21 protein-coding genes and 6 tRNA genes are annotated in these 26,127 nt (G+C 73.6%); 14 read left to right on the forward strand and 13 right to left on the reverse strand.

The genetic code is table 11. From position 1 onward, the window contains the following. Positions 1 to 7: 7 nt before the first annotated feature. From CXH06_RS15120 to msrB, 3 genes are all read right to left on the reverse strand, one after another. Positions 8 to 1,225: an HRDC domain-containing protein gene (locus CXH06_RS15120; RefSeq protein WP_114856031.1), complete on the reverse strand. Its 1,218-nt coding sequence runs from the start codon at positions 1,223 to 1,225 to the stop codon at positions 8 to 10. Then, positions 1,222 to 1,884, reverse strand: coding sequence for a DUF3000 domain-containing protein (locus CXH06_RS15125; RefSeq protein ID WP_114856032.1), 663 nt, complete (start codon positions 1,882 to 1,884; stop codon positions 1,222 to 1,224). Before CXH06_RS15125 ends, CXH06_RS15120 begins: the two co-directional genes overlap by 4 nt. Positions 1,885 to 1,961: 77 nt before the next feature. Beyond that, positions 1,962 to 2,411 carry a peptide-methionine (R)-S-oxide reductase MsrB gene (gene msrB, locus CXH06_RS15130; protein ID WP_114856033.1) on the reverse strand — a complete coding sequence of 150 codons (450 nt, stop codon included), beginning with the start codon at positions 2,409 to 2,411 and terminating at the stop codon, positions 1,962 to 1,964. Between the two features lie 116 nt (positions 2,412 to 2,527). Here msrB and CXH06_RS15135 point away from each other — a divergent pair, with 116 nt between their 5' ends. After that, a complete protein-coding gene (locus tag CXH06_RS15135) occupies positions 2,528 to 3,883 on the forward strand; it encodes a S9 family peptidase (RefSeq protein WP_114856034.1) in 1,356 nt (451 codons plus the stop codon). A 38-nt stretch (positions 3,884 to 3,921) separates the two neighbouring features. On the opposite strand, the gene CXH06_RS15140 is transcribed toward CXH06_RS15135, so the two are convergent. Continuing rightward, the gene (locus CXH06_RS15140; protein WP_114856035.1) at positions 3,922 to 4,671 is read right to left on the reverse strand and encodes a dihydrofolate reductase family protein; all 750 of its coding nucleotides are present in this window, start codon (positions 4,669 to 4,671) and stop codon (positions 3,922 to 3,924) included. A 127-nt stretch (positions 4,672 to 4,798) separates the two neighbouring features. Here CXH06_RS15140 and zapE point away from each other — a divergent pair, with 127 nt between their 5' ends. Together zapE and CXH06_RS15150 are read left to right on the forward strand one after the other, a co-directional pair. Further along, positions 4,799 to 5,923, forward strand: coding sequence for a cell division protein ZapE (zapE, locus tag CXH06_RS15145; RefSeq protein WP_114856036.1), 1,125 nt, complete (start codon positions 4,799 to 4,801; stop codon positions 5,921 to 5,923). Next, on the forward strand, positions 5,920 to 6,600 hold the full coding sequence (locus CXH06_RS15150; protein WP_114856037.1) for a GntR family transcriptional regulator: 681 nt from the start codon (positions 5,920 to 5,922) through the stop codon (positions 6,598 to 6,600). The genes zapE and CXH06_RS15150 overlap by 4 nt, the downstream gene beginning before the upstream one ends. Here CXH06_RS15150 and CXH06_RS15155 read toward each other — a convergent pair. Then, entirely contained in the window at positions 6,597 to 7,478 is an 882-nt protein-coding gene (locus tag CXH06_RS15155; protein WP_114856038.1) for an NAD(P)-dependent oxidoreductase, read from the reverse strand. The genes CXH06_RS15150 and CXH06_RS15155 overlap by 4 nt on opposite strands. 138 nt (positions 7,479 to 7,616) lie before the next feature. Between CXH06_RS15155 and CXH06_RS15160 the strand changes: the two genes are divergently transcribed. The 5 genes from CXH06_RS15160 (at position 7,617) to CXH06_RS15180 (ending at position 12,546) form a co-directional block, all read left to right on the forward strand. Next, a complete protein-coding gene (locus tag CXH06_RS15160) occupies positions 7,617 to 8,405 on the forward strand; it encodes an SDR family NAD(P)-dependent oxidoreductase (RefSeq protein ID WP_114856039.1) in 789 nt (262 codons plus the stop codon). Positions 8,406 to 8,448: 43 nt separating this feature from the next. After that, the gene (locus tag CXH06_RS15165) at positions 8,449 to 9,189 is read left to right on the forward strand and encodes an SDR family oxidoreductase (protein WP_114856040.1); all 741 of its coding nucleotides are present in this window, start codon (positions 8,449 to 8,451) and stop codon (positions 9,187 to 9,189) included. A gap of 76 nt (positions 9,190 to 9,265) precedes the next feature. Next, a complete protein-coding gene (locus CXH06_RS15170; protein WP_114856041.1) occupies positions 9,266 to 9,895 on the forward strand; it encodes a 2-dehydro-3-deoxy-6-phosphogalactonate aldolase in 630 nt (209 codons plus the stop codon). Beyond that, positions 9,892 to 11,040: a galactonate dehydratase gene (gene dgoD, locus CXH06_RS15175; RefSeq protein WP_114856042.1), complete on the forward strand. Its 1,149-nt coding sequence runs from the start codon at positions 9,892 to 9,894 to the stop codon at positions 11,038 to 11,040. Before CXH06_RS15170 ends, dgoD begins: the two co-directional genes overlap by 4 nt. 102 nt (positions 11,041 to 11,142) lie before the next feature. Continuing rightward, entirely contained in the window at positions 11,143 to 12,546 is a 1,404-nt protein-coding gene (locus CXH06_RS15180; protein ID WP_114856043.1) for a GntP family permease, read from the forward strand. A gap of 87 nt (positions 12,547 to 12,633) precedes the next feature. Here CXH06_RS15180 and CXH06_RS15185 read toward each other — a convergent pair whose 3' ends face one another. The 6 genes from CXH06_RS15185 to CXH06_RS15210 all read right to left on the reverse strand — a co-directional run bounded on the left by CXH06_RS15185 (position 12,634) and on the right by CXH06_RS15210 (position 20,459). Next, entirely contained in the window at positions 12,634 to 13,611 is a 978-nt protein-coding gene (locus CXH06_RS15185) for a C-terminal binding protein (protein ID WP_114856044.1), read from the reverse strand. A gap of 29 nt (positions 13,612 to 13,640) precedes the next feature. Beyond that, entirely contained in the window at positions 13,641 to 15,422 is a 1,782-nt protein-coding gene (gene treZ, locus CXH06_RS15190) for a malto-oligosyltrehalose trehalohydrolase (protein ID WP_114856045.1), read from the reverse strand. After that, positions 15,419 to 18,001, reverse strand: coding sequence for a malto-oligosyltrehalose synthase (gene treY, locus CXH06_RS15195; protein WP_114856046.1), 2,583 nt, complete (start codon positions 17,999 to 18,001; stop codon positions 15,419 to 15,421). The genes treZ and treY overlap by 4 nt, the downstream gene beginning before the upstream one ends. Before the next feature lie 49 nt (positions 18,002 to 18,050). Next, on the reverse strand, positions 18,051 to 20,219 hold the full coding sequence (gene glgX / locus CXH06_RS15200) for a glycogen debranching protein GlgX (protein ID WP_114856047.1): 2,169 nt from the start codon (positions 20,217 to 20,219) through the stop codon (positions 18,051 to 18,053). Positions 20,220 to 20,284: 65 nt separating this feature from the next. After that, positions 20,285 to 20,359: transfer RNA gene (locus CXH06_RS15205), tRNA-Val, on the reverse strand. 24 nt (positions 20,360 to 20,383) lie between these two features. Next, a tRNA-Gly gene (locus CXH06_RS15210) sits at positions 20,384 to 20,459 on the reverse strand. 328 nt (positions 20,460 to 20,787) lie between these two features. Between CXH06_RS15210 and CXH06_RS15215 the strand changes: the two genes are divergently transcribed. The 6 genes from CXH06_RS15215 to CXH06_RS18775 all read left to right on the forward strand — a co-directional run bounded on the left by CXH06_RS15215 (position 20,788) and on the right by CXH06_RS18775 (position 24,616). After that, positions 20,788 to 20,859: transfer RNA gene (locus tag CXH06_RS15215), tRNA-Val, on the forward strand. 26 nt (positions 20,860 to 20,885) lie between these two features. Next, positions 20,886 to 20,958: transfer RNA gene (locus CXH06_RS15220), tRNA-Gly, on the forward strand. Between the two features lie 65 nt (positions 20,959 to 21,023). Then, positions 21,024 to 21,097 (forward strand) — tRNA-Cys (locus CXH06_RS15225). A 20-nt stretch (positions 21,098 to 21,117) separates the two neighbouring features. Next, positions 21,118 to 21,192 (forward strand) — tRNA-Val (locus CXH06_RS15230). A gap of 152 nt (positions 21,193 to 21,344) precedes the next feature. Then, a complete protein-coding gene (locus CXH06_RS15235) occupies positions 21,345 to 21,839 on the forward strand; it encodes a DUF1269 domain-containing protein (RefSeq protein ID WP_114856048.1) in 495 nt (164 codons plus the stop codon). A 176-nt stretch (positions 21,840 to 22,015) separates the two neighbouring features. Further along, positions 22,016 to 24,616 (forward strand): LuxR C-terminal-related transcriptional regulator, encoded by a 2,601-nt coding sequence (locus tag CXH06_RS18775; protein ID WP_304650812.1) that lies wholly within the window; start codon positions 22,016 to 22,018, stop codon positions 24,614 to 24,616. 81 nt (positions 24,617 to 24,697) lie between these two features. On the opposite strand, the gene CXH06_RS15245 is transcribed toward CXH06_RS18775, so the two are convergent. Together CXH06_RS15245 and CXH06_RS15250 are read right to left on the reverse strand one after the other, a co-directional pair. Then, positions 24,698 to 25,312, reverse strand: a complete 615-nt coding sequence (locus CXH06_RS15245) for a YggT family protein (RefSeq protein ID WP_114856050.1) — start codon at positions 25,310 to 25,312, stop codon at positions 24,698 to 24,700. A 178-nt stretch (positions 25,313 to 25,490) separates the two neighbouring features. Further along, positions 25,491 to 26,066 carry a hypothetical protein gene (locus CXH06_RS15250; RefSeq protein WP_157975772.1) on the reverse strand — a complete coding sequence of 192 codons (576 nt, stop codon included), beginning with the start codon at positions 26,064 to 26,066 and terminating at the stop codon, positions 25,491 to 25,493. Positions 26,067 to 26,127 lie beyond the last annotated feature (61 nt).

Consider the following 26,127-nt stretch of genomic DNA (forward strand, 5'->3'; position numbering starts at 1 on the left):
CCGCCGATCAGTCGTGCGCGCCGCGGGCGCCCTGCTCGGTGAGCGCGCGGTGGATGACCGGCGCGGACTGCTCGACCTGCCAGGGGCGTGCACCCAGCACCTCCAGCTGCTCCTCGATCTCCGCCTCGGCGGGAGCCTGCTCGTGCTCCCACACCCACTGCCTCAGCAGCGCCGGCTGCAGCAGGTTCTCCGGCGGCATCTCGAGGTCCTCGGCCCGCTCGCCGACGGCGGACCGGGCCAGCTGGTAGCGCTCGGCCACCTCGGGGTACTTCTTGGACCACAGCTTGTGCGGCGGCGGATACGAGCGCTCGTTGCGCTCGGGGAGATGGGCGGCGGGCAGCTCGATGCCGGTGCGGGCCGCCTTCCACCAGGCGTCCTTCGCGCGGAGCTTCTTGGGCAGCGCCCGGTCGAAGGCCTCCCGGCCGTGCGGCGCCTCCTTGGCGGCGGCCACGAGGTCACGGTCCTTGATCACGCGGTGCGGCGAGAGGTCCTCGGAGCTCGCGATCTCGTCGCGGCGGGTCCACATCTCGCGGGCGGCGGCGAGCTGGCGGGCCGAGCGCAGCGCGCCGAGGCCGTGCAGCCCGCGCCAGCTGGAGGACCGGGTGGGGCCGTGGTCGCGGACGCGCTCGTGCTCGAACTCCTGGCGGGCCCAGTCGTCCTTCCCGGCCTCCCGCAGGCGCTCCTCCAGCTCGTCGCGGACCTCGACCAGCACCTCCACGTCGAGGGCGGCGTAGGTCAGCCACCCCTCCGGCAGGGGCCGACGGGACCAGTCCGCGGCCGAATGCTCCTTGGCCAGCCGCAGCCCCACGGTGTCCTCGACCACCGCTCCGAGCCCCACGCGCTCCATCCCCAGCAGCCGGGCGGCCAGCTCGGTGTCGAACAGGGAGGCCGGGCGCAGGCCGAGCTCGGCCAGGCTGGGCAGGTCCTGACCGGCGGCGTGCAGCACCCATTCGCGTTCCCCGAGCAGGGTCCGCAGGGTGGCGGGCATGGCGAAGGCGAGGGGGTCGATGAGTGCGGTGCCGGCCGCCTCGGTGCGCAGCTGCACGAGGTAGGCGCGGGAGCTGTAGCGGTAGCTCGAGGCACGTTCGGCATCGACCGCGACCGGTTCGTCGGGGACGGCGGCGGCCGCCTCGCACCAGGCCAGGAGCGGCTGGATCCGGTCGATCACGGGGACCAGCCCGTCGCGGGGCTCCCGCAGGGCGTCGACGGCGGGGGTGTCTGTCACCGGGCGTCACCGGCTTCCTCGGGGCGCGGGGCCCTCGCGTGGTGGGTGGGGGCGATCGGGGCGATCCGCGGCGGGGTCGGCGGGAGCCCGCCCGCGGCCGCCAGCATGGCGATCCAGGCGGAGAAGTGCGGGGCGAGATCCGGTGCGGGGTCGGTGCCGCCCTCGGGGTCGGCGAGCGTCTCCGGCGTCTCCGGTGACTCCGGCGTCCACGAGACCCGCATCTCGACGTCCACGGTGGAGGCGCGGGAGGCGAGGGCGCCGTAGGACTGGGAGACCACGCGGGTCGCGGTGCAGCCCAGCTCCCGGGCTTCGGCCTCGTGCAGCTCGAGGGACTCGGTCACCCAGGACCAGGCCACGTCGCCGAGCATCGACTCGATCGCGAACTCGGGCTCGAGCTGCGCCTGCACCAGTGCCACGAGACGGTAGGTGCCGTCCCAGGACTCCTGGCCGGCGGGATCATGGAGGATCACCAGGCGGCCGGAGGCGAGCTCCTCGTCGTGGACCAGGATCTCCCCCGTGCAGGCCCAGGTCGAGGGGGCCATCCGCGAGGGGGCGGGGATCGTGCGCCAGGTGAACTCCGGGCGCAGCGGGGCGCTGGTCATGGCGTCGACGGCGGCACGGAAGGTGTCGTCGCCGGAGCGGATTCGATGCACGGGCACGCTGGGAGGATATCGACGCGGACCGGGCGATTCGGGCAGGCGCGCCGGGCCGCGGCCCGGCGCGCCCGCCGGCGGGATCAGGCGGTCGGTCCGTCCGATTCCGCGTCGTCGCTGTGCACGAGGCTGAGGGAGTTGATGCAGTACCGCTGGTCGGTGGGGGTGGGGAAGCCCTCGCCCTCGAACACGTGGCCGAGGTGGGATCCGCACCGGGCGCAGCGCACCTCGATGCGGCGCATGCCCAGGGAGGTGTCCTCGAGCAGCTCGACCGCGTCGTTCTCCTGCGGGGCGTAGAAGGCGGGCCAGCCGCAGTGCGCGTCGAACTGGGTCTCGGCCGTGAAGAGCTCGGCTCCGCAGCCCTTGCAGGCGTAGGTGCCCGCCTCCCGCACCTCCTCGTACTCGCCCGTGCCGGGCCGTTCGGTGCCGCCCTCGCGCAGCACCTGGAACTCGGCGGGGGAGAGGCGGCGACGCCACTCCTCGGCGCTGATCGCGACGGGGTAGGGACGGGTGCCGATGGGCTCGGTGGACATGGGGCCTCCGATCTGCGGCGCAGCGCGCCGCCTCGCACAGCAGGACGTGCCGGAGCACGAGCGGTGAACACGAGCGTTCACAGCCTCGATCCTAGTGCGCGGATAGGATGCGCAGTATGACGCGCGACCCCGCCCGGAACCGCTCGACCACCGGCCTCACCCGCCTCCTCGACTCGCTTCCGAGCCGTCCTGACCAGGCGCGATGGCCTGTCGTGGGGATCTACGGCGCCGCGGGCGCCGCCTCGGCGTTCGCCCTCAGCGCAGGGCTCCTGACCGTCGGCGCCCGCGTGATGGCGCGCCTCCCGCTGGTGCCGCGGGAGAGCCTGCGCCAGCGAGCGGACCTGCCCGTGCGCGCCGTCCACGAGGACCGGGTGCATCTGGAGGACACCAGGACCTCGCGCCGCGGCGGGGTCCTCGCGCTGCGGCAGTCGGCCGGAGCCGTCCACGTCCGCCTCGGACCCGTCGACGCCCATCCCACGCCCACCACCGTCTCCCGGCCGCTGCTGGCGCGCGACACCGAGAACCCGCTGCAGGTGGCGAAGGCGGCGACGAACGGCTTCTTCTGGGCGGGCACCCCGTCGACGGCGCACGGCCTGGAGACCGAGGAGGTCGACATCGACTCGCCGGTGGGCCACATGCCCGCCTGGCTGGTGCGCCCCGAGCCGTCCCCGGGCACGACCCCGTCGGCGGCGGACACCTGGGCGATCCTCATCCACGGCCACGGGTCCGCCCGGGGCGAGGCGCTGCGGGTGATCCCGCTGCTGCACCGCCTGGGCCTGACCAGCCTGGCGATCACCTACCGCAACGACTCCGGTGCGCCGCCCTCGGCCGACCGCATGCATCACCTCGGCGCCGACGAGTGGGAGGACGCCGAGGCGGCGATCGAGTACGCCCTCGCCCACGGCGCCCGGCGCATCCTCCTGGTGGGCTGGTCGATGGGCGGCGGCATCGCGCTGCGCACCTCGGTGCGGTCCGCGCACCGTGAGCGCATCGTCGCACTGGTGCTGGACTCCCCGGCCGTGGACTGGCAGGACATCCTCTTCTACCACGCCACCGCGCTCAAGGCGCCGGCGCCCATGCGCCGGCTCGCGCTGTGGATGATGACCTCGTCCTTCGGGGCCCGGATGGTGCGCCTGCACGAACCGCTCGCACTGGGGGAGATGACCCCGGCGCACTACGCGGAGCACCTCGCGCACCCCACCCTGCTGTTCCACGCGCTCGATGACGAGACGGTCCCGCCGGGACCCAGCAGACAGCTCGCCGCACTGCGCCCGGACACGGTCGAGTTCGTCCCCTTCGAGGGGGCCTCGCACACGCGGGAGTGGAACCGGGATCCGGCGCGCTACGAGCGGCTGCTCGCGGACTACCTGATCCGCGAGCTCGAGCTGGACGTGGACCCGAGCACGCTCCGGGTGCCCGTGCGCGATCCCGCCTCCCCGGCGCTCGCGGGGTCCATCGGCCTGCGCCTCTGAGGCGGCCCCCGCCGCGGCGGGGAGCGTCGGACGGCACCTCAGGCGCGCCGATAGCGGGAGATCGTGGCATGCTGCCCCGCCAGCAGCGAGACCAGCTCCCACCGCTGCTCGTGCCCCGCACCGTGGAGCACCCGGGAGGAGGCGCCGCCGACGGTGCGGTGCGTGGTCGAGAAGCACAGCTCGTCGAGCGCCCCGGCGGCGGCGAGCCGGCCCAGCGACGCGGGGCCGCCCTCGGCCTGGACCGCCCGCAGCCCCCGTGCGGCCAGCTGCTGCAGGGCCTCGGCGACCGACCGGGCGGGCAGGATCTGCGCCGCGGGCAGGCCGGAGCGCCGCGCGGCCGCCGCGGCGTGCTCGGGCGGGGTGATCAGGAAGGTCGGCCAGTCCGGCTCCACGGTCGCCGGCAGCTCGCCGCTGCGGGACCAGATCGCCAGGGCGGGGCGGGAGGCGCCGGAGGGCCGACGGGACGGCTCCAGCAGGTCCGCTCGCCCCAGCGGCCGCCGATAGTCCTCCTCCCGCACGGTCTGCGCGCCCACCAGGACCACGTCGGCCAGAGCCCGCAGCACCCCGAAGACGAAGGAGTCCTCCGGGTTGCGCAGCGAGCCGCTGGTGCCGTCGGCGCCCGCGACGGCGCCGTCGATCGTGGTGTTCATCATCGCGCGCACGTGCACGCCCGACGTCCCGGGCGTCGGGAAGGCATAGAGCTCGGCCAGGCGCCGGGCGCCCTCGGCGTCGGCGGGGAGGGTCCGGGGCGGGTCGAGCACGGCGCCGTCGGCCAGCAGCAGATGCACGTCAGTCCTCTCTCAGGGGTGCGCGGGCGTCCGGGCGGCCCGTCCACCCCTGATCCTCGCGCATCGACCGCGCGGCGCGACAGGCGCCCGCCGGAGCGGCGAGCCGGGCGCAACTACACTGGCCCGCGTGACTTCCGCCCTCAGCGACCGCCGGCCCGCACCGACCCTCGAGCGCCTGCTCGCGGACCTCGTGCCGCCACCACGGTTCTCCCGGGCGCGATTGGACAACTACGTCCCCGATCCGGCCTTCCCGTCCCAGCAGCAGGCCAAGGACCATGTCACCGCCTTCGCCGCGGCGCTCGACCGGCCGCGCGCGGGCGGCCTCCTGGCGCGGTGGCGGCGGAAGCCGGCCCCGGCCCGGGGCATCTACCTCGACGGCGGCTTCGGCGTGGGCAAGACCCACCTGCTCACCTCGCTGTTCCACGCGACCCGGGGGCAGCGGGTCTACGGCACCTTCGTGGAGTACACGGATCTCGTCGGGGCCCTCGGCTTCCAGCGGGCTGTGGATCTGCTGGCGGAGTCGGTGCTGCTGTGCATCGACGAGTTCGAGCTCGACGATCCCGGGGACACCCTGCTGATGACCCGTCTGATCCGCGAGCTCTCGGACCGCGGGGTCGCGATCGTCGCGACCTCGAACACGCTGCCCGACGCGCTCGGCGAGGGACGCTTCGCCGCCCAGGACTTCCTGCGGGAGATCCAGGCGATGGCCGAGCGCTTCGAGGTGCTGCGGATCGACGGCGAGGACTACCGGCGCCGCGGCGGGGTGACCGAGATCGTCGCCCTGCCGGACCACGAGGTGCGCGCGCACGCCGCGGCGCAGGAGGGCGCGACCCTCGACGACTTCGACGCGCTGCTCGCCCACCTCACCACGGTCCACCCCTCGCGCTACGGCGCGCTCATCGACGAGGTGCCCACGGCGCACGTGACGGGCCTGCACGGTCTCGCGCAGCACCACGACGCGCTGCGCTTCGTGGTGCTCGTGGATCGTCTCTACGACCGCGAGGTCCCGGTGCTGGTCTCCTCGGCCCCGGGGGACGCCGGTGCGGACGACGGCCCCCGCGTGGTCGGGGACCTCTTCTCCGAGGAGCTCCTGCGCAGCGGCTACCGCAAGAAGTACTTCCGCGCGCTGTCGCGCCTGGCCTCCCTCGCGGACGACGGACGCCGCCTCGCTCGCTCGGCGGCCGTGGCCGACGACGTGCGGGCGACCGACCCGGCGGCGACCGAGGAGACGGCGGCGGAGCCCAGCGCGTGAGCACCACCGGTGCGGTGGAGGGCGCCGCGGACCCCGCGCCGCGCTCCCGCTCCGAGCAGGCCCGGCGCGCGCTCGCCGGGAGGATCATGGACGGCACCCTCCGCCCGGGCACCCCGCTGCGCATCGCCGCGCTCTCCGGGGAGCTGGGGATGAGCGCGACGCCCGTGCGCGAGGCGCTCCACCTGCTGACCGGGGAGAGGCTCGTGGAGTACCTCCCGATGCGCGGCTTCGTGGTCACCCAGCCGCCCGACGACGAGCAGGTCCGGGCGATGGGGGAGGCTCGGCTCCTGCTCGAGCCCGAGACCGCCGCGCTCGCCGCCGAGCGCGCCACCGCTGCGGAGCACCAGAGCCTCGCGACGGTCCTGGCCCGCACCGCGGAGGCCGGCGTCGGCGCCCGCTTCCGCGAGTACGAGGGGTATCTCCAGCACTCCCATGCTTTCCACGCCGAGATCGCGACGGCCTCCCGCAACCCCTATCTCGCCGCGGCCGTCGAGGCGATCCCCGTGCACACGCTGCGCTTCCGCCGCTTCGGCGAGGCGGGGGTGGACGACGCGGAGGTGTCCGTCGCCGAGCACCGCCGCGTGCTCGAGGCGCTCGTGGCGGGGGACGCGGACGGGGCCCGGGCGGCGATGCGCGAGCACGTCCGCGCCGTGACGCAGCGCGCGCTGGGCGGCTAGGACCGGGAGCGCTCCGTGTCCTCGAGGTACAGCTCCTGGATCACGGCGTGGTCGGCCTGCCCGTCCCCGGCCTCGACGGCCTCGGAGTACAGCGCGAGCAGCGCCGGGAGCAGCCGCGCGGGCAGATCGACCCCCTCGGCGGCGGTCGACGCGTAGCGCAGGTCCTTGACCTGGTTGTCCGTCGAGCCGCCGAGCGCGTACTCCCGCCCCAGCAGCTTCTCCCGCTTCTGGGCGAGCACCTCGGAGCGGGCGAGGCCGCCCTCGAGGAGGGCGGCGAGCTGCTCGGGGCGCAGGCCGCTGCGGCGGGCCAGGGCGAAGGCCTCGGCGAGCGCGGCGAGCGTCCCGCCCACGACGATCTGGTTGCACAGCTTCGCGACGGCGCCGCTGCCCGACGGGCCCAGGTGCAGCACCGTCCCGCCGGCGATCTCCAGCACGGGCCGGACCGCGCGGACGTCCTCCTCGGCGCCGCCCACCATGATCGACAGGGTGCCGGCGGCGGCCCCGGCGACGCCGCCGGAGACCGGCGCGTCCACGACCGCGATGCCATCGGGCGCGAGCTCCTCGGCGAGGGCGACCACCTGCTCGGGGCCGGTGGTCGAGAGGATCACCAGTCGGGCCCCGGCCGCGCCCCAGGCGGCCCGGGTCGGCGCATCCAGCAGTGCGCGCAGCTGCGCCACGTCCGGCAGCACGGAGAGGATCACCTCCGCGGCGGCCTCGGCGGGCGTCGCGGCGCGCCGCGCGCCGGCGGCGACCAGGTCGTCGCCGCGGGAGGGGGTGCGGTTCCACACCACGAGGTCGATGCCGGCCTCGAGCAGGGTGGCCGCGACGGGGTGGCCCATCGGGCCCAGGCCGATGACGGCGCAGCGTGCCAGATCCATGGGAGCTCCTTCACATCCGGGGTGGACGACGATACCCTCGGAATCGTATTTTATTCCCGGCGGGCAGCGCGGCCCGCACCGACGGCCGCGCCTCCGCTCCCTCCGACCCCACCGTCGATCACCGCTCAGGAGCACCCCATGGCGCTGACCCCGTACCCCGCCTCCGATTTCCCCGTCCAGCCGACCGCGCTGATCACCGGCGCCGCCTCGGAGCGCGGCATCGGCCGCGCCACCGCGCACCGGCTGGCCCGCGAGGGATGGGCGGTCGCGGTGCTCGACCTCGATGCCGCCGCCTCGGAGGCGGTGGCCGGGGAGATCTCCGCGCAGCACGGCGTGCCGGCCCTCGGCCTCGGGGTCGACATCGCCGACGAGCAGCAGGTGATCGAGGCCGTCGCGCGCATCGACGCCGAGCTCCCGCAGCTGGTGGGCGTGGTCAACAACGCCGGCATCTCCTCGCCCACACCCTTCACCGAGGTGAGCACCGAGGAGTGGAAGCGCGTGTTCGACGTCAACGTCCACGGCACCTTCTTCATCACCCGGGAGGCCGTGACGATCTTCCGCCGCCACAGCCTGGGGCGGATCGTGAACGTCTCCAGCGCCTCCGCGGAGCGGGGCGGCGGCGTCTACGGCCGTGCCGCCTACTCGGGCTCCAAGGCGGCCCTGCTGGGCTTCGCCAAGACCTGGGCGCGGGAGCTCGGCGAGTACGGCATCACCGCCAACTCCGTCGCCCCCGGCTCGATCGACACCGACATCATGGGCGGGCGCCTGAGCGACGAGCGCAAGGAGGTCCTGCTGCAGGAGCTCCCGGTGGGGCGCGTCGGCACCGTCGACGACGTCGCCGGGGCGATCCACTACCTGCTGGGCCGCGACGGCGGCTACCTCACCGGGGTCACCCTCGACGTCAACGGCGGCTCCCACATCCACTGACCGACCGCTCCCGCACCTCGACCCCCGAGAACGAAGGAACGCCATGCCCGCCTCCGGCCCCCTCCATGTCGACCTCAGCGGCCGCACCGCCGTGGTCACCGGCTCCACCCGCGGCATCGGCCGCGCGATCACCGAGGCGCTGCTGGCCTCCGGCGCCTCGGTGATCGGCCTGCAGCGCGGCACCGAGCCGCTCGGCCCCGGTCACACCTGCGTGAGCGTGGACCTCTCCGATCCCGCCGCCCGGTCCGAGGTCGCGGCGCAGGTGCTGGCCGAGCACGAGGTCGACATCCTGGTCAACAACGCCGGCATCAACCTCCGACACCGCTTCGAGGACTTCCCCCTCGAGGAGTTCTCACAGGTCATGCAGGTGAATCTCGATGCCGTGGTGCAGCTGACCCAGGAGCTGGGCCGGCCGATGCTCGAGCGTGGCCACGGCCGCATTATCACCGTCGCCTCGATGCTCTCCTTCTTCGGCGGGCTCAACGCCTCCGCCTATGCCGCCTCCAAGGGGGCGGTCGCACAGCTGACGAAGTCGGTCGCGAACGAATGGGCGGGCCGCGGCGTCGCCGTCAACGCCGTCGCCCCCGGGTTCATCGCCACCGAGCTCAACACCTCGCTGCAGGAGGACCCGGTGCGCAACGCCGAGATCGTCGGCCGGATCCCCGCCGGGCGCTGGGGTCGCGGGGAGGACATCGCCGGGACGGTGCTGTTCCTCACCAGCGACGGCGCCGAGTACGTCCACGGCGCGGTCCTGCCCGTGGACGGCGGCTACCTGGCACGATGACCCCTGCGCATCATCGCGGGCAGCACCGCCGCCCCGCAGGCCACCCCATGTCCCGCACCGAGGGAAGGACCCCGGCATGACCACCGACCCACCCCAGCTCGTCGCCATCCTGCGGGGGATCACCCCCGCCGAGGCTCCCGCCGTGGGAGCGGCGCTGCTCGCGGCGGGCATCACCCGCCTCGAGGTGCCCCTGAACTCGCCCCGGCCCTTCGAGTCCATCCGCCTGCTCGCCGAGCAGTGCGGAGACTCGGCCGAGGTCGGCGCCGGCACCGTCGTCGACCCCGCGGACGTGCCGCGGGTCGCCGAGGCCGGCGGCCGGATCGTCGTCGCCCCCAACACCGACCCGGAGATCATCGCCCGCTCCATCGAGCTCGGCATGACCCCCTACCCGGGAGTCGCGACCGCGACCGACGTCTTCGCCGCGCTGCGCGCCGGGGCCCGGCACCTGAAGATCTTCCCCGCCGACGCCGCCGGCATCCCGCTGCTGCGCGCCTGGTCCGCCGTGGTGCCCGAGGGGACCGCCTTCCTGCCCGTCGGCGGGATCACCACCGAGACCCTCGGCCCGTGGCTGGAGGCCGGGGCCGACGGCGCGGGGATCGGCTCCTTCCTCTACACCCCGGGGCGCAGCGCCGAGGAGGTCGGCGCGATCGCCGCCGACCTGGTCCGCGCCGCCGCGGCCGCGCGGCGGGCGGGGGGCGCGCTGTGAAGATCATCGACGTCACCACCTTCCTCGTCCCGCCGCGCTGGTGCTTCGTGCGGATCGAGACCGACGAGGGGATCGTCGGCTGGGGGGAGCCCGTCGTCGAGGGGCGCGCCGCGACCGTCGCCGCCGCCGTCGAGGAGCTCTCGGACCTGCTGATCGGTCGGGATCCCGCCCAGATCGAGGACCTCTGGACCGTGATGTACCGCGGAGGCTTCTACCGCGGCGGCCCGATCCTCATGAGCGCGCTGGCCGGGATCGACCAGGCGCTGTGGGACATCAAGGGCCGGGCGGCCGGGATGAGCGTGCACCAGCTGCTGGGCGGCCGGGTGCGCGACCGCATCGACGTCTACTCGTGGATCGGCGGGGACCGTCCCGAGGACACGGCCGCCCAGGCCCTCGAGGCGCGGGATCGCGGCTTCCGTGCGGTGAAGATGAACGGCACCCAGGAGGTGCAGTTCATCGACAGCTGGGCCACCGTCACCCGCGCCGTGGAGAACGTCGCCACCATCCGGGACGCCGTGGGCGAGGACTTCGGCATCGCGGTCGACTTCCACGGCCGGGTCCACGCCCCGATGGCGAAGGTGCTCATCAAGGAGCTCGAGCCCTTCCACCTGATGTTCATCGAGGAACCGGTGCTCTCCGAGAACCTCTCCGGGGTGCTCGACACCCTGCGCTCGACGCCCACCCCGATCGCGCTCGGGGAGCGGCTGTTCAGCCGCTGGGACGTCAAGGACGTGCTGGCCTCGGGCGCCGTGGACATCCTGCAGCCCGATCCCTCCCACTCGGGCGGCATCACCGAGACCCGCAAGATGGCCGCGATGGCGGAGGCGTACGACGTCGCCCTCGCGCTGCACTGCCCGCTGGGGCCGATCGCCCTGGCCACGTGCCTGCAGATCGATGCCGGCGCCTACAACGCGGTGATCCAGGAGCAGAGCCTCGGGATCCACTACAACACCTCGAACGACCTCCTGGACTACGTCACGGACCCCACGGTCTTCGACTACGTCGACGGCATGGTCACCATCCCCGACGGCCCCGGCCTGGGGATCGAGGTCGACGAGGAGTACGTGCGCGAGCGCGCCGCCGAGGGCCACCGCTGGCGCAATCCGATCTGGCGCCACCGTGACGGCTCCTTCGCCGAATGGTGAGCGCGGTGCCGCCCCGGCACCTCTGACCACGGCACCACCAGCACCACCAGCACGACCCGGAGCCGAGGGACGGCTCGCACTCGATGAGGAGGACCCCGACGCATGGAATGGGTAGAAGAGACCGGATGGACCAGCTGGCTCGGTGACGGGGGCCTGATGGGCCTGGCCGTCGCCGCGGTGCTGCTGCTGCTGTTCCTGGTCATCAGATTCAAGCTGCACGCCTTCCTCGCCCTCATCCTGGTCAGCGCGCTGACCGCGCTCGCCGCGGGCGTGCCGGCGCAGTACGTGGTGCCCACGCTCGTGGAGAGCTTCGGCGGCACCCTGGGCGGCGTGGCGCTCCTGGTCGCACTCGGTGCGATGCTGGGCTCTCTGGTCGAGTCCTCAGGCGGCGCCCGCGCCCTGGCCGAGGCGATGGTCCGCCTCTTCGGCGAGAAGCGGGCCCCCTTCGCGCTCGGCGTCACCTCGCTGGTCATCGGCTTCCCGATCTTCATGGACGCGGCCTTCGTGCTCATGATCCCGATCGTCTACGCCGTGGCCCGGCGCCTGAGCGGCAATGTCATCGCCTTCGGCTTCCCCGTGGCCGCCGCCCTGTCGATCATGCACGTCTACGTGCCGCCGCACCCCGGCCCGGTCGCCGCCGCGGAGTTCGTGCAGGCCGACGTCGGCGTCGTGATGATCCTCGGCCTCCTGCTCGCCTTCCCGACCTGGTTCGTCTCCGGCCACCTCTGGGGCAAGCACGTGGCCCGCAAGTATGACCTCCCGGTCCCGGACCTGTTCGGCACGGCCGACGAGGCGAAGACCGTCCAGAACCCGCCGGCGCCGTGGCAGGTCGTCTTCGTGCTGGTGCTGCCGCTGCTGCTGATCCTGCTCAACACCGGGTTGAACACCCTCGCCAGCTCGGGCGTCCTCGACGCCGAGGCCGGGTGGGTCCACGCCCTGCGGATGGTCGGCGAGACCCCGTTCGCGCTGCTCATCACCGCGCTGGTGACCGTGGTGATGTTCGGCTTCCGCCGTGGACGCTCGGGCACCGCGATCGAGGCCACCATGGAGAAGGCCCTGGGCCCGGTGTGCTCGGTCATCCTCATCACCGGCGCCGGCGGCATGTTCGGCGGCGTGCTGCGTGCGACCGGGATCGGCGACGCGATCGAGAACTCGCTCGCCGCGGCGGGCATCCCGATCATCTTCGCGGCCTACCTCATCGCGATGGCCATGCGCCTCGCGCAGGGCTCCGCGACCGTCGCCCTGACCACCGCGGCCGCCCTCATCTCTCCGGCTGTGCTGGCCTCCGACGCCGGATCGCTCGAGCTCGCCTGCATCGTCATGGCGACCGCCGCCGGCTCCGTGTTCGCCGGCCACGTCAACGACTCCGGCTTCTGGCTGGTGGGACGACTGCTGGGGATGGACGTCAAGACCACGCTGAAGACCTGGACCGTGCAGCAGGCCATCGAGTCCGTGGTGGCCTTCGTCATCGTGCTGGGGATCTACGGGCTGATCCAGCTGTTCTGAGGAACCCGCAGGACCGACGCAGCCCGCGGGCCGCACTCCGGCCCGCGGGCTGCGCCGTGCCCGGCCCCGGAGCGCCCGCCGGCTCGTTCAGCCGCCGGACCCGCCGGGGAGCACCTCGGGGTTGAGGATGTTGCGCGGGGTGCGGCCGGCGAGCACCTCGACGAGGTTCTCCACCACGCGGCGCTTGAGCTCGGTCTCCGACTCCTCGCTGTACCAGGAGGCGTGCGGCGTCAGCACGGCCGTCGGGCACTGACGCAGCGGGCTGTCGGCGGGCAGCGGCTCGGTCTCGAACACGTCCAGGCCCGCTCCGCGCAGGTGACCGGTCTCCAGCGCGTCGACCACAGCGGCCGTGTCGACCACCCCGCCGCGGCTGGTGTTGATCAGCAGCGACCCGGGCCGCATCTGCGCGATGGTCCCCGCGTTCAGCAGGTGGTGGGTCTGCTCCGTGAGCGGGACGTGCACGCTGAGCACGTCGGAGCCGGCGAGCACCTCCTCGAGGGTGCGCACGGCGATGCCGTCGGCGGTGGTGGTGCCGGGGGCGATCATCGGATCGCTGCCGTGGACCGTGAAGCCGAGCGCCCGCGCCTTGCGGGCGGTGGCCGAGCCGATCCGTCCCAGGCCGATCACCCCGAAGGTCCGGGTGCTCATCCGGTGCAGGGGCTTCACCGGAGCCAGCGAGTAGGTCCCCGCCCGCAGGCTCCGGTCCAGCTCCACGATGCCGCGGGAGAGGGAGGCGGCGAGCGCGACGGCGTGGTCGGAGACGTCCTCGGTGCCGTAGTCGGGGACGTTGCACACGGCGACGCCCAGCGCGGTGGCCGCCTTGACGTCGACGGTGTCGACGCCGACGCCGTAGCGGCCGACGGCCCGCACCGTGGGCAGGGCCTCGAGCACCGCGCGGGTGATGGGCGCGTACTGCACCACGAGCGCATCGGCCCCCTGGGCGGCCGCGATCACCTCCTCCTCCGTGAGCGCCTGCTCGCGGACCAGCTGGGCACCGGTCGCGTCGGCGACGGCCTGCTCCTCGGTGGTGCGCTCCTGGTCCAGATCCGTGATGACGATCTTCATGGGGTCCTCTCCGTCGGGGGCTGAACAGGTCATTCTGTGCCGAGTCGGAGGACGGCGGCACCCGCGTCGGCCATGTGGACCGTGCCGTGGGCGTCGAGGTGCACCGCCCCGAAGGCCGCCAGCAGCTCCTGCGCTCCGAGCGCGGCGGTGCAGGGGCCGGGCCCCCGATGGGCGAGGACGGCGTGCGCGCCGCGCTCCAGCAGCACCGTCTCCTCGGCGAGGACGCGCACGCGCGTGCGCCGGAGGTCCCCCTCGCCCAGGTCGCTCCGCTCACGGCGCAGGGCGAGCAGGGTGCGGTACCAGCGGAGCATCCGGGCGTGCTCGGCCGCCTCCTTCTCCTCGTGGCGCAGGATCGAGGCCGTGAAGGTCGCCGGGTCCTGGGGGTCGGGGACCTCCTGGGCCCAGCCCATCGCCGCGAACTCCTCGATCCGGCCGGCGCTGACCCGTGCGCCCAGCTCCTCGTCGTGGTCGGTGACATAGGCGAAGGGCGTCGAGGCGGCCCACTCCTCGCCCTGGAAGAGCATCGGGGTGCCGGGTCCCAGCAGGACCAGGGCGCACGCCGCGGCGTGCCGGGCGGGGGAGAGGCCGTGATGGATCCGGTCCCCGGCGGCCCGATTGCCCACCTGGTCGTGGTCCTGGAGGAAGGTCACGAAGGAGTGCCCGTCGTAGTGCGGCGAGTCGGGGTCCACCTTCGCGCCCCACACCTGGCCCCGGAAGGAGGAGTACGTGCCGGCGTGGAGGAAGATCCGGGGCAGCACGATCGCGAGCACCGCGGCGCTGCCGAAGTCGCCGTAGTACCCCGAGCGCTCCCCGGTGACCCAGGCGTGCACCCCGTGGTGGACGTCGTCGGCCCACTGCATGTCCATGCCCAGTCCGCCGGCCGCCGTCGGCGTCACGGTGCGGGGCTGGTTGCGGTCGGACTCCGCGATGAGGGTCAGCGGACGGGAGGTCTCCTCCTCCCAGGTCGAGACCGCATCGGCGAGCTCCGCCAGGACGTGCGGCGAGGAGTCGTCGTGCAGCTCGTGCACCGCATCCAGGCGCAGGCCGTCGACCCCCACGTCGACCAGCCACTGGCGCGCGCTGCCCAGGAGCAGGTCCCGCACCTCCCGGGAACCGGGCTGGTCGAGGTTCACCGCCGAGCCCCACGGGGTGTGATGCGCGTCGGTGAAGTACGGGCCGAACAGGCCCAGGTAGTTCCCCGCGGGGCCCAGGTGGTTGTGGACCACGTCGAGCACGACGGCCAGGGAGCGGGCATGGGCGGCGTCCACGAAGCGCGCGAGCGCGGCGGGACCCCCGTAGGCGGCATGGGTGGCATACGGCCCCACCCCGTCGTAGCCCCAGCCCCGGCGGCCGGGGAAGGTGGCGATCGGCATCAGCTCCACCGCGTCCACGCCGAGGGCCACCAGATCGCCCAGGCGCTCGATCGCGGAGTCCAGGGTGCCCCCGGCGCCGTCCGGGCCGGGGGTGAAGGTGCCCACGTGCAGCTCGTAGAGGACCGCCCCGCGCAGGGAGCGGCCCGGCCAGGGCGTGGTCCCGCGCAGGAGGCGGGGGTCGACGACCTCGCTGGCGCCGTGGACCCCGTCCGGCTGGGACAGGGAGCGCGGATCGGGCAGCCAGAGCTCGCCCCCGTCGAGCCGGAACGCGTAGCGCGCTCCGGGCCGGGCGGGGACCTCGTCCAGGGTGAACCAGCCGTCGCCGGCGGGCGCCATGGAGTGCACCCGCCCGTCGACCCGGAGCGCGACCTCGGTGGCCGCCGGCGCCCAGACCTCGTACCGGCCGTAGTCCCGCGCGGGGACGGGAGCGGTCGTCATCGCGGGTCCTGCGGGTCGTCCTCGGCCTGCACCAGCAGCGCGACGGGCCAGTGGTCCAGCAGATCCTCGAGCGCGAGCCGTCCGCCGTCGACCTCCGCGCCGCCCAGCAGATCGCGCCAGCGGCCCTCGGGCAGGGCGATCCACGACGCGCCCCAGCCGCCGCGCTGTGCCAGGCCCAGGGCGAGCCGCGTCACGACGGTGATCACCTCCAGCGGACCCTCGCCGACGGCGCGGCCGAAGGCGACGGCATGTCCCGTGGTGGTGGGCAGCGGGCGGTAGGACGCCTCGCGCCCCTGGAACAGCTCCGGGCGGCGCCGGCGCAGCGTCAGCGCGCGATGGGTGAGCCACAGCTTCTCGTCCCCGATCCCGTCCGGTCCGGCGCCCTCGATCATCCGGTGCAGCCGCGCCGCCTGAGCGGCGTGATCGACCCGGCGGCGGTTGTCGGGATCCACCAGGGACAGGTCCACCGTCTCGTTGCCCTGGTACACGTCCGGGACGCCGGGCATCGTGAGCTGGACGAGCTTCTGGCCGAGGATCGCGGCCCGCTGGCCGGTCAGGGTGCGCCGGGTGTGCTCGGTGAGGATCTCGTCGACCTCCGGCGAGGCGAGGGCGGCGCGGCCCAGTGCCAGCACCTGGTGCTCGTAGTCGGCGTCCTGCTCGGTCCAGGTGGTGACGGACTTGGCCTCGCGCATCGCCTTGCGCAGATAGTCGTCCAGGCGCTCCGGCGTGATCCGCCCGGCGGCGGCCCCCGGCAGGTCCCAGCAGCCGGCGAGGGTCTGCCACAGCAGCAGCTCGATCCCGCCGTCGATGCGCTCGCCGCGCTCCGCCGCGGTGGCGCGGTCCAGGTCCTGGACCGTCAGCGCCCAGGCCGCGCTCTGCTCGGTGAGCACGCTGAGCCGGGCGCGCACGTCCTCGCTCCTCTTCGTGTCGTGCGTGGACAGGGTGGTCATCGAGTCCGGGTGGGTGAGCATCATGTCCGCCGCATGCGCGTGGAGCTCGTCCGGCTCGACCCCGATCCGCTCGGGGGACGCCCCCACCTCGGTGACGGGCAGGAAGCGGCTGTAGCGGTAGAAGGCGGTGTCCTCGAGCCCCTTGGCGTGGACCGGGGGACAGGTCTGGCCGAAGCGCACCACCACCTCGTCGCGCTCCGCGCTGCGGCGACGGCCCGCGCTGCCCACCTCGTCGCCGCAGACCAGCGACTCCACCAGCTCGAGGGTCGCCACCAGGTCCTCGTCCTCGCCGAGCCGCCGCCGGGCCCGGGCGGCGGCCTGGGCGATCACCGCGCGCTCGCCGCCGGGCGCCGGTTCGCCGGGCACGATGTAGGCGCGGTAGCGGTCCATCCCGCTCAGCAGCGCCATCACGACCTTCTGGATGTTGCGCCGGGTGGTGTCCCGCAGCCGGATGTCCTCCTGGCAGATGCGGTGGATCAGCGCGGTGAGGCGCTCGATCTCCGCCCAGAGACTGGTGGAGACGACCAGGTCCGTCGAGGCCTCGGCGACCTCCTCGAAGGGCCGCAGGTCCCCGGTGCGGCGCTGCCACAGGTGGGTCAGCCCCAGCGCCCCGTGCGGATCGTGGAACAGCCCTCCCACCCGCCAGAGGGCGTCGTAGCCGGTGGTGCCCGCACAGGGGAGGTCCCCGGGCAGGTGCTCCTCGCCCGCGAGGATCTTCTCGACCACGGTCCAGGCTCCGCCCGTGGCACGCTCCAGGGCGCGGAGGTAGCCGCGCGGATCCGCGAGTCCGTCGGGGTGGTCGATGCGGTAGCCGTCGACGACCCCCTCGGCCTGCAGGCGCAGCAGGGTCGCGTGGGTCGCCTCGAACACCGCGGACTCCTCCACGCGGATCGCCGCGAGGGTGTCCACGTCGAAGAAGCGGCGGTAGGTCAGCTCCTCGTCGGCGACCTTCCAGTACGCCAGGCGGTACCACTGCCGATCCAGCAGGTCCGCGATCCCCAGGTGCTCGGTGCCGCCGGTCACCGGGAGCACGTGCTCCCCGCAGCGCACCACGGTCTCCCGGGCGACGGTGCCGTCCGGCTGCGGGATCTCCTCCTGGTCGAGACGGATCTCGCCGTCGGACAGCACCGCACCGACGGGACGGGCCAGCACCGGCACCAGCACGGACCGCTCGGTGGAGAGGTCCACGTCGAACCATGACGCGAACGGCGAGGCGGGGCCGTCGCGGAGCACCGACCACAGGGCGCGGTTGTGCCAGATGGGGGTCGGGATCGCCATGTGGTTGGGCACCACGTCCACGACCAGGCCCATGCCGTGGGCATGGGCGGTCTCGGCGAGCCGGCGCAGGGCCTGCTCACCGCCGATCTCCGCGCCGATCCGCGTGTGGTCGACCACGTCGTACCCGTGCGTCGAGCCGGGGGAGGCCTGGAGCACCGGGGAGCAGAAGAGGTGGCCGACGCCGAGGCGCTCGAGGTACGGCACCACCGCCGCGGCGTCGTCGGCCGTGAAGTCGGCGCAGAGCTGCAGCCGGTAGGTCGAGGTCGGCACCGGACGGATCGCGCGCTGCGATCCGGTGGCCGTGGACGGGCCCGGCGCGGGCGTGGGGCGGGGGACGGATGCGGTGCTCACTGTCGGATGCTCTCCTGGTCGCTGGCGTGCCGTCGTCCCGGGGCCGGGATCAGGCGCGGAGGGGCGGGTCGTCCTCCTCCCCGGTGTCGGGGTGGTCGGGGGTGTCGTCCATCGGGGGGCGGAGCAGGACCAGCAGTGAGTGTCCGGGGCGGGAGATCGTCGCGCCGGCCGCGAGCGCGGCGCCCACCTCGAGGGTGTCGCCGGTGCCGATCGTCACGCGCCACTCGGAGCCGTGGTCGGCCGGGGGCAACGTGAAGTCCACGGAGTTCCCCGAGGCGTTGAACATCACCAGCGCCGAGTCGTCCTCGATCCGCTGGCCGCGCAGGTTCGGCTCCGGGATCGCCGAGCCGTCGAGGAACATCGTCAGGCACTTGTTCTGCGCGGTGCTCCAGTCCTCGCCCGTCATCGGCGCCCCGTCGGTGCCGAGCCATTCCACCTCCCCGCGGAGCGATCCGTCCTCGCCGTCGCCGGCGCCCTGGAGGAAGCGGCGCCGGCGGAAGATCGGATGGCTCTGCCGCAGCGCGATCATCGTCCGGGTGAAGCGGAGCATCTCCTGGCCCTCGGCATCGAGGTCCCAGTCCACCCAGGAGATCTCGTCGTCCTGGCAGTAGGTGTTGTTGTTCCCTCCCTGGGTGCGGCCGATCTCGTCCCCGTGGAGGATCATCGGCACCCCCTGGCTGACCAGGAGCGTGGCCATGAGGTTCTTCGCGCGCCGGGCCCGCAGGGCGAGGACCGCCTCGTCCTCGGTCGCCCCCTCGGCCCCGGAGTTCCAGGAGCGGTTGTGGCTCTCCCCGTCCCGGCCGCCCTCCCCGTTGGCCTCGTTGTGGCGGTCGTTGTAGGAGACCAGGTCCCGCAGGGTGAAGCCGTCGTGCGCGGTGACGAAGTTGATCGAGGCGATGGGGGTGCGGCCGGTGTGCTGGTACAGGTCCGAGCTTCCCGCGAGGCGCGAGGTGAAGTCCCCGATCAGACCGGGCTCGGAGCGGTGGAAGTCCCGCACCGTGTCGCGATAGCGGCCGTTCCACTCCGACCACAGCGGCGGGAACCCGCCCACCTGGTATCCGCCCTCGCCCAGGTCCCAGGGCTCGGCGATGAGCTTGACCTGGGAGATGATCGGATCCTGCTGGATGATGTCGAAGAAGGCGGAGAGCCGGTCCACCTCGTGCAGCTCCCGGGCGAGGGTCGAGGCGAGGTCGAAGCGGAAGCCGTCCACATGCATCTCGCTCACCCAGTAGCGCAGCGAGTCCATGATCAGCTGCAGCACGTGCGGCGTGCGCATCAGCAGCGAGTTCCCGGTGCCGGTGGTGTCGTAGTAGTGGGCCCGGTCGTCCTCGACCAGGCGGTAGTAGGCGGCGTTGTCGATCCCCCGGAAGCACAGCGTGGGGCCCAGGTGGTTGCCCTCGGCGGTGTGGTTGTAGACGACGTCGAGGATGACCTCGATGTCCGCCTCGTGGAGGTTCTTGACCATCTGCTTGAACTCCTGGACCTGCTGCCCCGTCTCGCCGGCGTAGGAGTACTCGTTGTGCGGGGCGAAGAAGCCGATGGTGTTGTAGCCCCAGTAGTTGCGCAGGCACTTCTCGACCAGGTGGCCGTCCTGGACGAACTGGTGCACCGGCATCAGCTCGACCGCGGTGACCCCGAGCTCGCGGAGGTGCTCGATGATCGCCGGATGCCCCATCGCGACGTAGGTGCCGCGGATGTTCTCGTCGATGTCCGGGTGGAGCATCGTCAGGCCCTTGACATGGGCCTCGTAGATGACGGTCTCGTGGTACTCGTGGGCCGGCGGATGGTCGTTGCCCCAGTCGAAGAAGGGGGAGACGACCACCGAGTGCATGGTGTGCGCGGCCGAGTCCTCGGCGGCCCGCTCGGAGGGGTCCTCGAAGGAATAGCTGTACAGCGAGGGATGGTTGCTCGCCATGCCCGCGATCGCCTTGGCATAGGGGTCCAGCAGCAGCTTGCTGGGATCGCAGCGGTGCCCGGCCGCGGGATCGTAGGGGCCGTGGACGCGGTACCCGTATCGCTGACCGGGCTGGACGGAGGGGAGGTAGACGTGCCACACGTAGGCGTCGACCTCGGTGATCCCGATGCGCCGCTCCGCGCCGTCCTCGTCGATCAGGCAGAGCTCCACGCGCTCGGCGACCTCGGAGTAGAGGGCGAAGTTCGTGCCGGAGCCGTCGAAGGTAGCGCCCAGGGGGTAGGCCTGTCCCGTCCAGATCTGCATGGGGTCAGGGTAACGGGGGCCGGCACGACGAAGGACCCCGGCCGCTCGGCCGGGGTCCTTCGTCGTGGTGGGCGATACTGGGTTCGAACCAGTGACCTCTTCCGTGTCAGGGAAGCGCGCTACCGCTGCGCCAATCGCCCGTGCGTCGTCGACGCGGAGGGGAGTGGAGCGGACGACCGGATTCGAACCGGCGACCCTCACCTTGGCAAGGTGATGCTCTACCAACTGAGCTACGTCCGCACATCGGCCTGGCCGACGGAGAACTACTGTAGGTCCGCCGCGGCGCGGGAGCAAATGCTGATGGCCTGCAGTGTCGGAGGTCACGCGGGGTGCGCGCTCCGCCCGGCCGCGCGGGGGAAGCGCGCGGGAGGAGAGGGTCCGGAGGGCTCGGCGGTGGCGGACGGGGTCACGGGTGAAGGGGTCGTGGGACTCGCGGGCGGTGACCCATGGGGTGGCCCGATGGCCGCCCCATCGGCACGACGTAGGTCACACCGGAAGTGGTCCTCGGGCACTCCGGACCTCGTGTAAGCTTCTTCGAGTCCGCTCGGAAGAGTCGGACGACAGCCTCGGGCGATTGGCGCAGTGGTAGCGCGCTTCCTTCACACGGAAGAGGTCACTGGTTCGAACCCAGTATCGCCCACGACAGGATCCGCGAATCCTGCTCATGCGGACGTAGCTCAGTTGGTAGAGCATCACCTTGCCAAGGTGAGGGTCGCCGGTTCGAATCCGGTCGTCCGCTCCGGGGAGCGGCGCCCTCGACGATCTGTCGGGAGCGCCGTTTCATCGAGGTGCGGGAGCATCTGCGGTGGGTTGGCCGAGAGGCGAGGCAACGGCCTGCAAAGCCGTGTACACGGGTTCGAATCCCGTACCCACCTCCACCGGCGCCGTGCGTCGGCCCGGGCGATTGGCGCAGCGGTAGCGCGCTTCCCTGACACGGAAGAGGTCACTGGTTCGAACCCAGTATCGCCCACCATCACCACCCACGTGCCCCTCGGAGATCCGAGGGGCACGTGGCGTCTCCGGGGACCCGATCACCGGGATCGGGGGAGGACGCCGCGGCGCCGCGGCGGGCAGGATGGACGCGAGTCCTCCCGGACTCGTCCGACCGTGCACCGAGGAGCCCTCATGGCGCAGGCCGCCCTGACCGTCCGGACGTTCGGCAGGCCCGGCGGAGCCGCCGAGGCGGCCTCGACGCTGGCGGAGGCGAGCGCGCGGGAGCTGATCACCGTGCACGACGGCGCCGTCGTCACCTGGGAGCCCGGGGAGAGGAGGCCCAGGGCCACGCGGGCCGCCGGCCTCGCGGGCAGCGATGCGCCGGGCGACGCGTTCTGGGGGCTGTTCTTCGGCCTCGTCTTCTTCGTCCCGCTGCTGGGCGCCGCGCTGGGAACGGCCCCGCGGGCGATCGCGGGGACGCTGACGGACGTCGGCATCGACGACTCCTTCATCCATCAGGTGCGCGACCAGGTCGCCCCCGGCACCTCGGCCCTGTTCGTGCTGTCCTCGGGCGCCACTGGGGAGGCGGTGCGCGATGCCCTCGACAGGCACGCCCCCGAGGAGCTCGTCGTCGCCGACCTCACCGATGAGCAGGAATCCGTGCTGCGCGCCGTCTTCGCCGACTGATCCTCGTCGCCGCCCGCGGCATGTGCGGCGCGCCACGGTCATGAGTCGTACACTGCTCGGCGAATCATCGTCGCAGGAAGGGTCACCATGAGCTTCGCGCGTCGCCTCCTCGCCCTCCCCGGAGCTCGTGCCCGTTGGCGCGCCCCGGGGCCGACCTCCCGGACCGCCTGCGGCCGATGACGACCCAGCGCAGAACCACGGGCATCCCGCGGCTCCCCCGGAACCATCTGCCCCGGCACCGGCTGTGGGCGCAGCTGGACCGCTCGGCGGACCACGCGATCACGACCGTCGTGGCACCCGCCGGATCCGGCAAGACCCTCGGCGCGGTGGGCTGGCTGCGGCGCGCGGAGGCCGAGCCGGACGTGCACTGGATCGATGCCGACGCCGACCTCGACGCCACCGCGCTGGCCGCGATCCTCGACGAGCCCGGACCGGGCCCGGAGTCCCGGCGCGTGGTCATCGACGACGCGCATCTGCTGCCCCGCCGGAGCGTGAGCCTCCTCGACGAGCGGCTCCACGACGTCCCGGAGTCGCTGCGCGTCCTGCTGCTCGCCCGCTGGGACCTCCCGCTGACCCGCCTGGTGCCCGAGCTGCTGGGCCACTGCACCAGCCTGCGCGGCGACCTCCTGCGCCTGGATCGGGAGGAGGCCCGGACCCTGATCCGTGCCCATGCGCCGGAATCGGATCCCTCGATGATCGAGGCGATCAGCTCCTCCGCCCAGGGATGGTGCGCGCCGCTGGTCCTCACCGCGCGGGTGGTGAGCTCCTCACCATCGGCCGCCGCCGACGTCCGGCGCCGCACCGAGGCCGGCGGCCTCGTGACCGATCAGCTGGTCAACGGGGTGTTCGCGACCCTGCGCTCCGAGGAGCGTCACCTGCTCCTGTGCGCGGCCGCGGAGCCGACCCTCACGACCGCCACCGCCGTCCACCTCACCCGTGACCCGCGCGCCGCCGACGCCCTGGCCCGTCTCGAGGCCACGGGGCTGCTCGTGACCCGCACCCAGGACCCGGTGCGGGAGACTCCGGGCGACGGCGAACCCGAGTCGAGATTCCGGATCCATCCGCTCCTGCGCGAGGCCGCACGGCGCCGGCTCCGCCGCGGCGGGGTCGACGCCCTGCAGGCGCGCTCGACGGTCTCCCGCGCCGTCGCCCTGGACCTCTCCCACGGCGACGGCTCCCGGGCCGTCGACCGCCTCGTCTCCGTCCAGGAGATCGACCGCGCGGCGGACCTCCTGGCCACCGAAGGGGTGACGCTCGTGCTGCGCGGAGAGGGTCGGACGGTCGCCGACCTCGAGCGGCACCATCCCGAGGCGGTCGACGCCCACCCGGAGGCGTGGTTCGCCGTCGCCCTGGACCGCTGGTGGGAGGGGGACCTCGAGGCGGCGCTGGGCTGGATGGACCACCGGGTCCCGCGGACGGCGGAGGACGGCGGGCACGATGGACCCGCCGTCTCGTGCGTGCGCCTGATGCGCTCACGGCTGAGCCTCGAGCACCCCGGCCGGGCCGTGGAGCGGGCGACGGCGACCCTCGAGGCCGGCGTCGATGACCAGCAGGTCCTCCACCCGCTGCTCCTCGCCGAACTGGGCACCACCCAGAACTGGACGGGCGACCTGGCCGCGGCCGAGCGGCACCTGAGCCGCGCGGTCGAGCGGTGCCGGCAGCAGGGCTTGGTGCAGCTGGCGGCGGTCGCGGCCTCGCAGCTCGCCGTCAACCAGCTGATGAGGGGACGCGAGAGCGCGGCGAGCGATGTCGCCGCCGAGGCTCTGCGCCTGCTGGGGACCATCGCGGGACCCCGGCCGCCGCTCACCCGGGACCGCGCGGAGCTGGTGCGATCGATCGTCCGCCTGGTCGGCCTGCCGCGGACCGCGCCGTCGGCGTTCGGAGGGCTCGACGCGACGGAGCTGCCCGTCGCGGACCCCTGCGGCAGCTTCTGGCTCTGTGTGCAGCGCGCCCGCCTCGCCGTGCTGGCCGGGACCCCAGTGGACGGCGAGCGCATCCTGTCCTCCCCGCTGCCCGCCCCCGTCGCGGAGCAGGAGCTGCCCGCGCATCTCCTGCGCGCCGCGCTCCTCGAGCACGCCGTCCTCGCGGCGCTCGGTGCCGACCGCGAGGGACTGCGCACCCTCGAGGCGCGCCTGAGGGAGCTCGAGCTGCCGGGGGAGGCCGCGCTGGTGCGGGGCCTGCGCGAGGATCTCGGCGGGGACCGGAGCGCCGCGACGGCGGCTTTCGGGGCGGCGGCCGCGGAGGCGATCACGCACCAGCCGCCGACACGTGCGATCGCGCAGGTGTGCCGGGCGCAGCTGCTCGACGCCGCAGGCGAGGAGGAGGCCGCGGCGGAGCTGCTGCGCGAGGCGGTGCGCAGCAGCGAGGTGCGCGGTACCGCCGCTCCGTTCTTCGGGTGGGTGCGCCTCGGCACCCCGGTGGGCCCGCTGCTGCGGCGGCTCCTGGCCCGCGAGGGGGCCGCGGCGAGCCCGTGGCTGGCCGAGCTCGCCACGGCGACCCAGCGGTCCGCGGGCGCCTCGGCGCGGTACGCACCGTCGGCTGCCGGCCACGGTGACCGCGGGGCGGGGGCGGACCTGGTGGTCGCGCCGGCGCTGAGCCCGCGGGAGCGCGAGGTGCTCAACGAGCTCGCCCGCGGCGCGACCTATGCGGACATCGCCGGCACCCTGTTCGTCTCCGAGAACACGGTGAAGACCCATGTCTCCAGCCTCTACGGCAAGCTCGCCGTCTCGCGCCGGAGCGAGGCGCTGGCCAGGGCGCGGAGCCTGAACCTGCTCTGAGGTGCGGGCCGGGTGCGCGACGGCCCCGCGCCGCGGCACGACGGGGGAGACAGCACGAGCGGTCGCCGCCGCCCGCGCCGGTCAGGCCGGCGGGGGACCGGCCGGGGGCGGGACCGGACCGGGAGTCGGGGCCTGCGCGCCGGGGGCCGAGGGCTGCGTGGTCGCCTGTGCCTGCAGTCGCAGCTGCTCGGCCTGGATCCGCTGCTGCTCGGCGAGGAACCGCTGCTGCTCGGCCTGGAGGCGCTGCTGCTCCGCCTGCCATGCGCGCTGGCGCTGCTCCGCGGCCCAGGCCTGCTGATCCATCCGGTCCAGTCGGACGAGCCGGCCCGTGAGCCCGTCGAGGCCGGCACGGACCGCCAGGGCGAGGAGGCCGTAGACCAGCATCGCGAACAGGATGGAGGTGTCCAGGACGGACTCGACCTGGTTCCCCGTCTCACCCAGCTCGATCGCCGAGAAGATGCCGCGGAACGGTTCCATGGCACGATCCAGCGACCGGTAGGCCCACTGCACGAACCCGGCATTCGCGTTCGCCCCGAACAGCAGGAGGATGAAGCCCAGCAGCAGGACGACCTCGGTGACCACGAGATAGGCGTACACCGCCCAGCCCAGGATCCTCGCCCCCACCAGCGCGGTGCGTCGATGCGGAGCGACGTGCTCCGGTGCGGTCGGGGCCTCGGGGCTCGGGCTGGCGGACATGGATCATCCTCTCCGGCGCCGCGGCGCCTGATGCTGTGCTCCGGCGAGACGGGAGCCGACGCCGGTGCCGGCCCTCGACCGTGAGGTCACGTCCCGTCGATCCTGGGTGCAGCGGATCGCTCGTGCCTCCCCCGTCCCGGGTGAGCGGTGCTGCTCGCACGGCGGGCCGGCGCACCGCTCATGCGGGGGCGTCGGGCGCGTCGTCGTCGGGACGGGCGCTGCGCGCCTGGACCCGTCGACCCGTCTCGGTCAGCGCGATCCACAGGACCACCAGGACGACGGCCCCGAGCGCGGACTCGGGTCGCCAGAGGTGGGTGAAGCCGTCGGCCCGCAGGCGGCCGAGCCCGGACAGGACCAGTGCCGCACCGGCCGCGGCGGTGCCGAGGCGGAGCATCGGCAGCTTCAGCCGCGCGGTGAGGTATCCGCAGAGCGCCGCCGCGACGGGCACGATCAGCGAGGCCAGCACCCAGTCGCCGGAGGTGCCACCGACGATCATGAAGAGCTTGGTGCCCACCACGGCGCCCACGATGACACCGGCGACCGCGAAGACCGACGTGGACAGCACGCGGACCGCGACGCGCGCTGCGACGGCCCCGGCCAGGGCCACCAGGAGTGCCAGCAGCGTGTCGGCACCGAGCACCGAGGCGAGGAGCCAGCCGGCCGCGAAGCCGGCGAGCAGGACGGAGAGCCGGACCGAGGCCCCGCCGGCGAAGCACAGCACGAGGCCCAGGGGGATGAGCAGGACGATCGACATGACGCTCCCGGTAATCGGCGACGAGGGTCCCGTGCAGTCTCCACCGCGGCGCCGTGGACCG

The sequence above is a fragment of the Brachybacterium sp. YJGR34 genome (assembly GCF_003347015.1).
Taxonomy (GTDB): domain Bacteria; phylum Actinomycetota; class Actinomycetes; order Actinomycetales; family Dermabacteraceae; genus Brachybacterium.

Coding starts and splice junctions, on each gene's coding strand:
- CXH06_RS15165 (WP_114856040.1), top strand. CDS start 8,449: ATGCCCGCCTCCGGCCCCCTCCATGTCGACCTCAGCGGCCGCACCGCC.
- CXH06_RS15155 (WP_114856038.1), bottom strand. CDS start 7,478: ATGGATCTGGCACGCTGCGCCGTCATCGGCCTGGGCCCGATGGGCCAC.
- CXH06_RS15235 (WP_114856048.1), top strand. CDS start 21,345: ATGGCGCAGGCCGCCCTGACCGTCCGGACGTTCGGCAGGCCCGGCGGA.
- treZ (WP_114856045.1), bottom strand. CDS start 15,422: ATGACGACCGCTCCCGTCCCCGCGCGGGACTACGGCCGGTACGAGGTC.
- glgX (WP_114856047.1), bottom strand. CDS start 20,219: ATGCAGATCTGGACGGGACAGGCCTACCCCCTGGGCGCTACCTTCGAC.
- CXH06_RS15160 (WP_114856039.1), top strand. CDS start 7,617: ATGGCGCTGACCCCGTACCCCGCCTCCGATTTCCCCGTCCAGCCGACC.
- CXH06_RS15245 (WP_114856050.1), bottom strand. CDS start 25,312: ATGTCCGCCAGCCCGAGCCCCGAGGCCCCGACCGCACCGGAGCACGTC.
- CXH06_RS15250 (WP_157975772.1), bottom strand. CDS start 26,066: ATGTCGATCGTCCTGCTCATCCCCCTGGGCCTCGTGCTGTGCTTCGCC.
- CXH06_RS15170 (WP_114856041.1), top strand. CDS start 9,266: ATGACCACCGACCCACCCCAGCTCGTCGCCATCCTGCGGGGGATCACC.
- CXH06_RS15180 (WP_114856043.1), top strand. CDS start 11,143: ATGGAATGGGTAGAAGAGACCGGATGGACCAGCTGGCTCGGTGACGGG.
- msrB (WP_114856033.1), bottom strand. CDS start 2,411: ATGTCCACCGAGCCCATCGGCACCCGTCCCTACCCCGTCGCGATCAGC.
- CXH06_RS15135 (WP_114856034.1), top strand. CDS start 2,528: ATGACGCGCGACCCCGCCCGGAACCGCTCGACCACCGGCCTCACCCGC.
- CXH06_RS18775 (WP_304650812.1), top strand. CDS start 22,016: ATGACGACCCAGCGCAGAACCACGGGCATCCCGCGGCTCCCCCGGAAC.
- CXH06_RS15185 (WP_114856044.1), bottom strand. CDS start 13,611: ATGAAGATCGTCATCACGGATCTGGACCAGGAGCGCACCACCGAGGAG.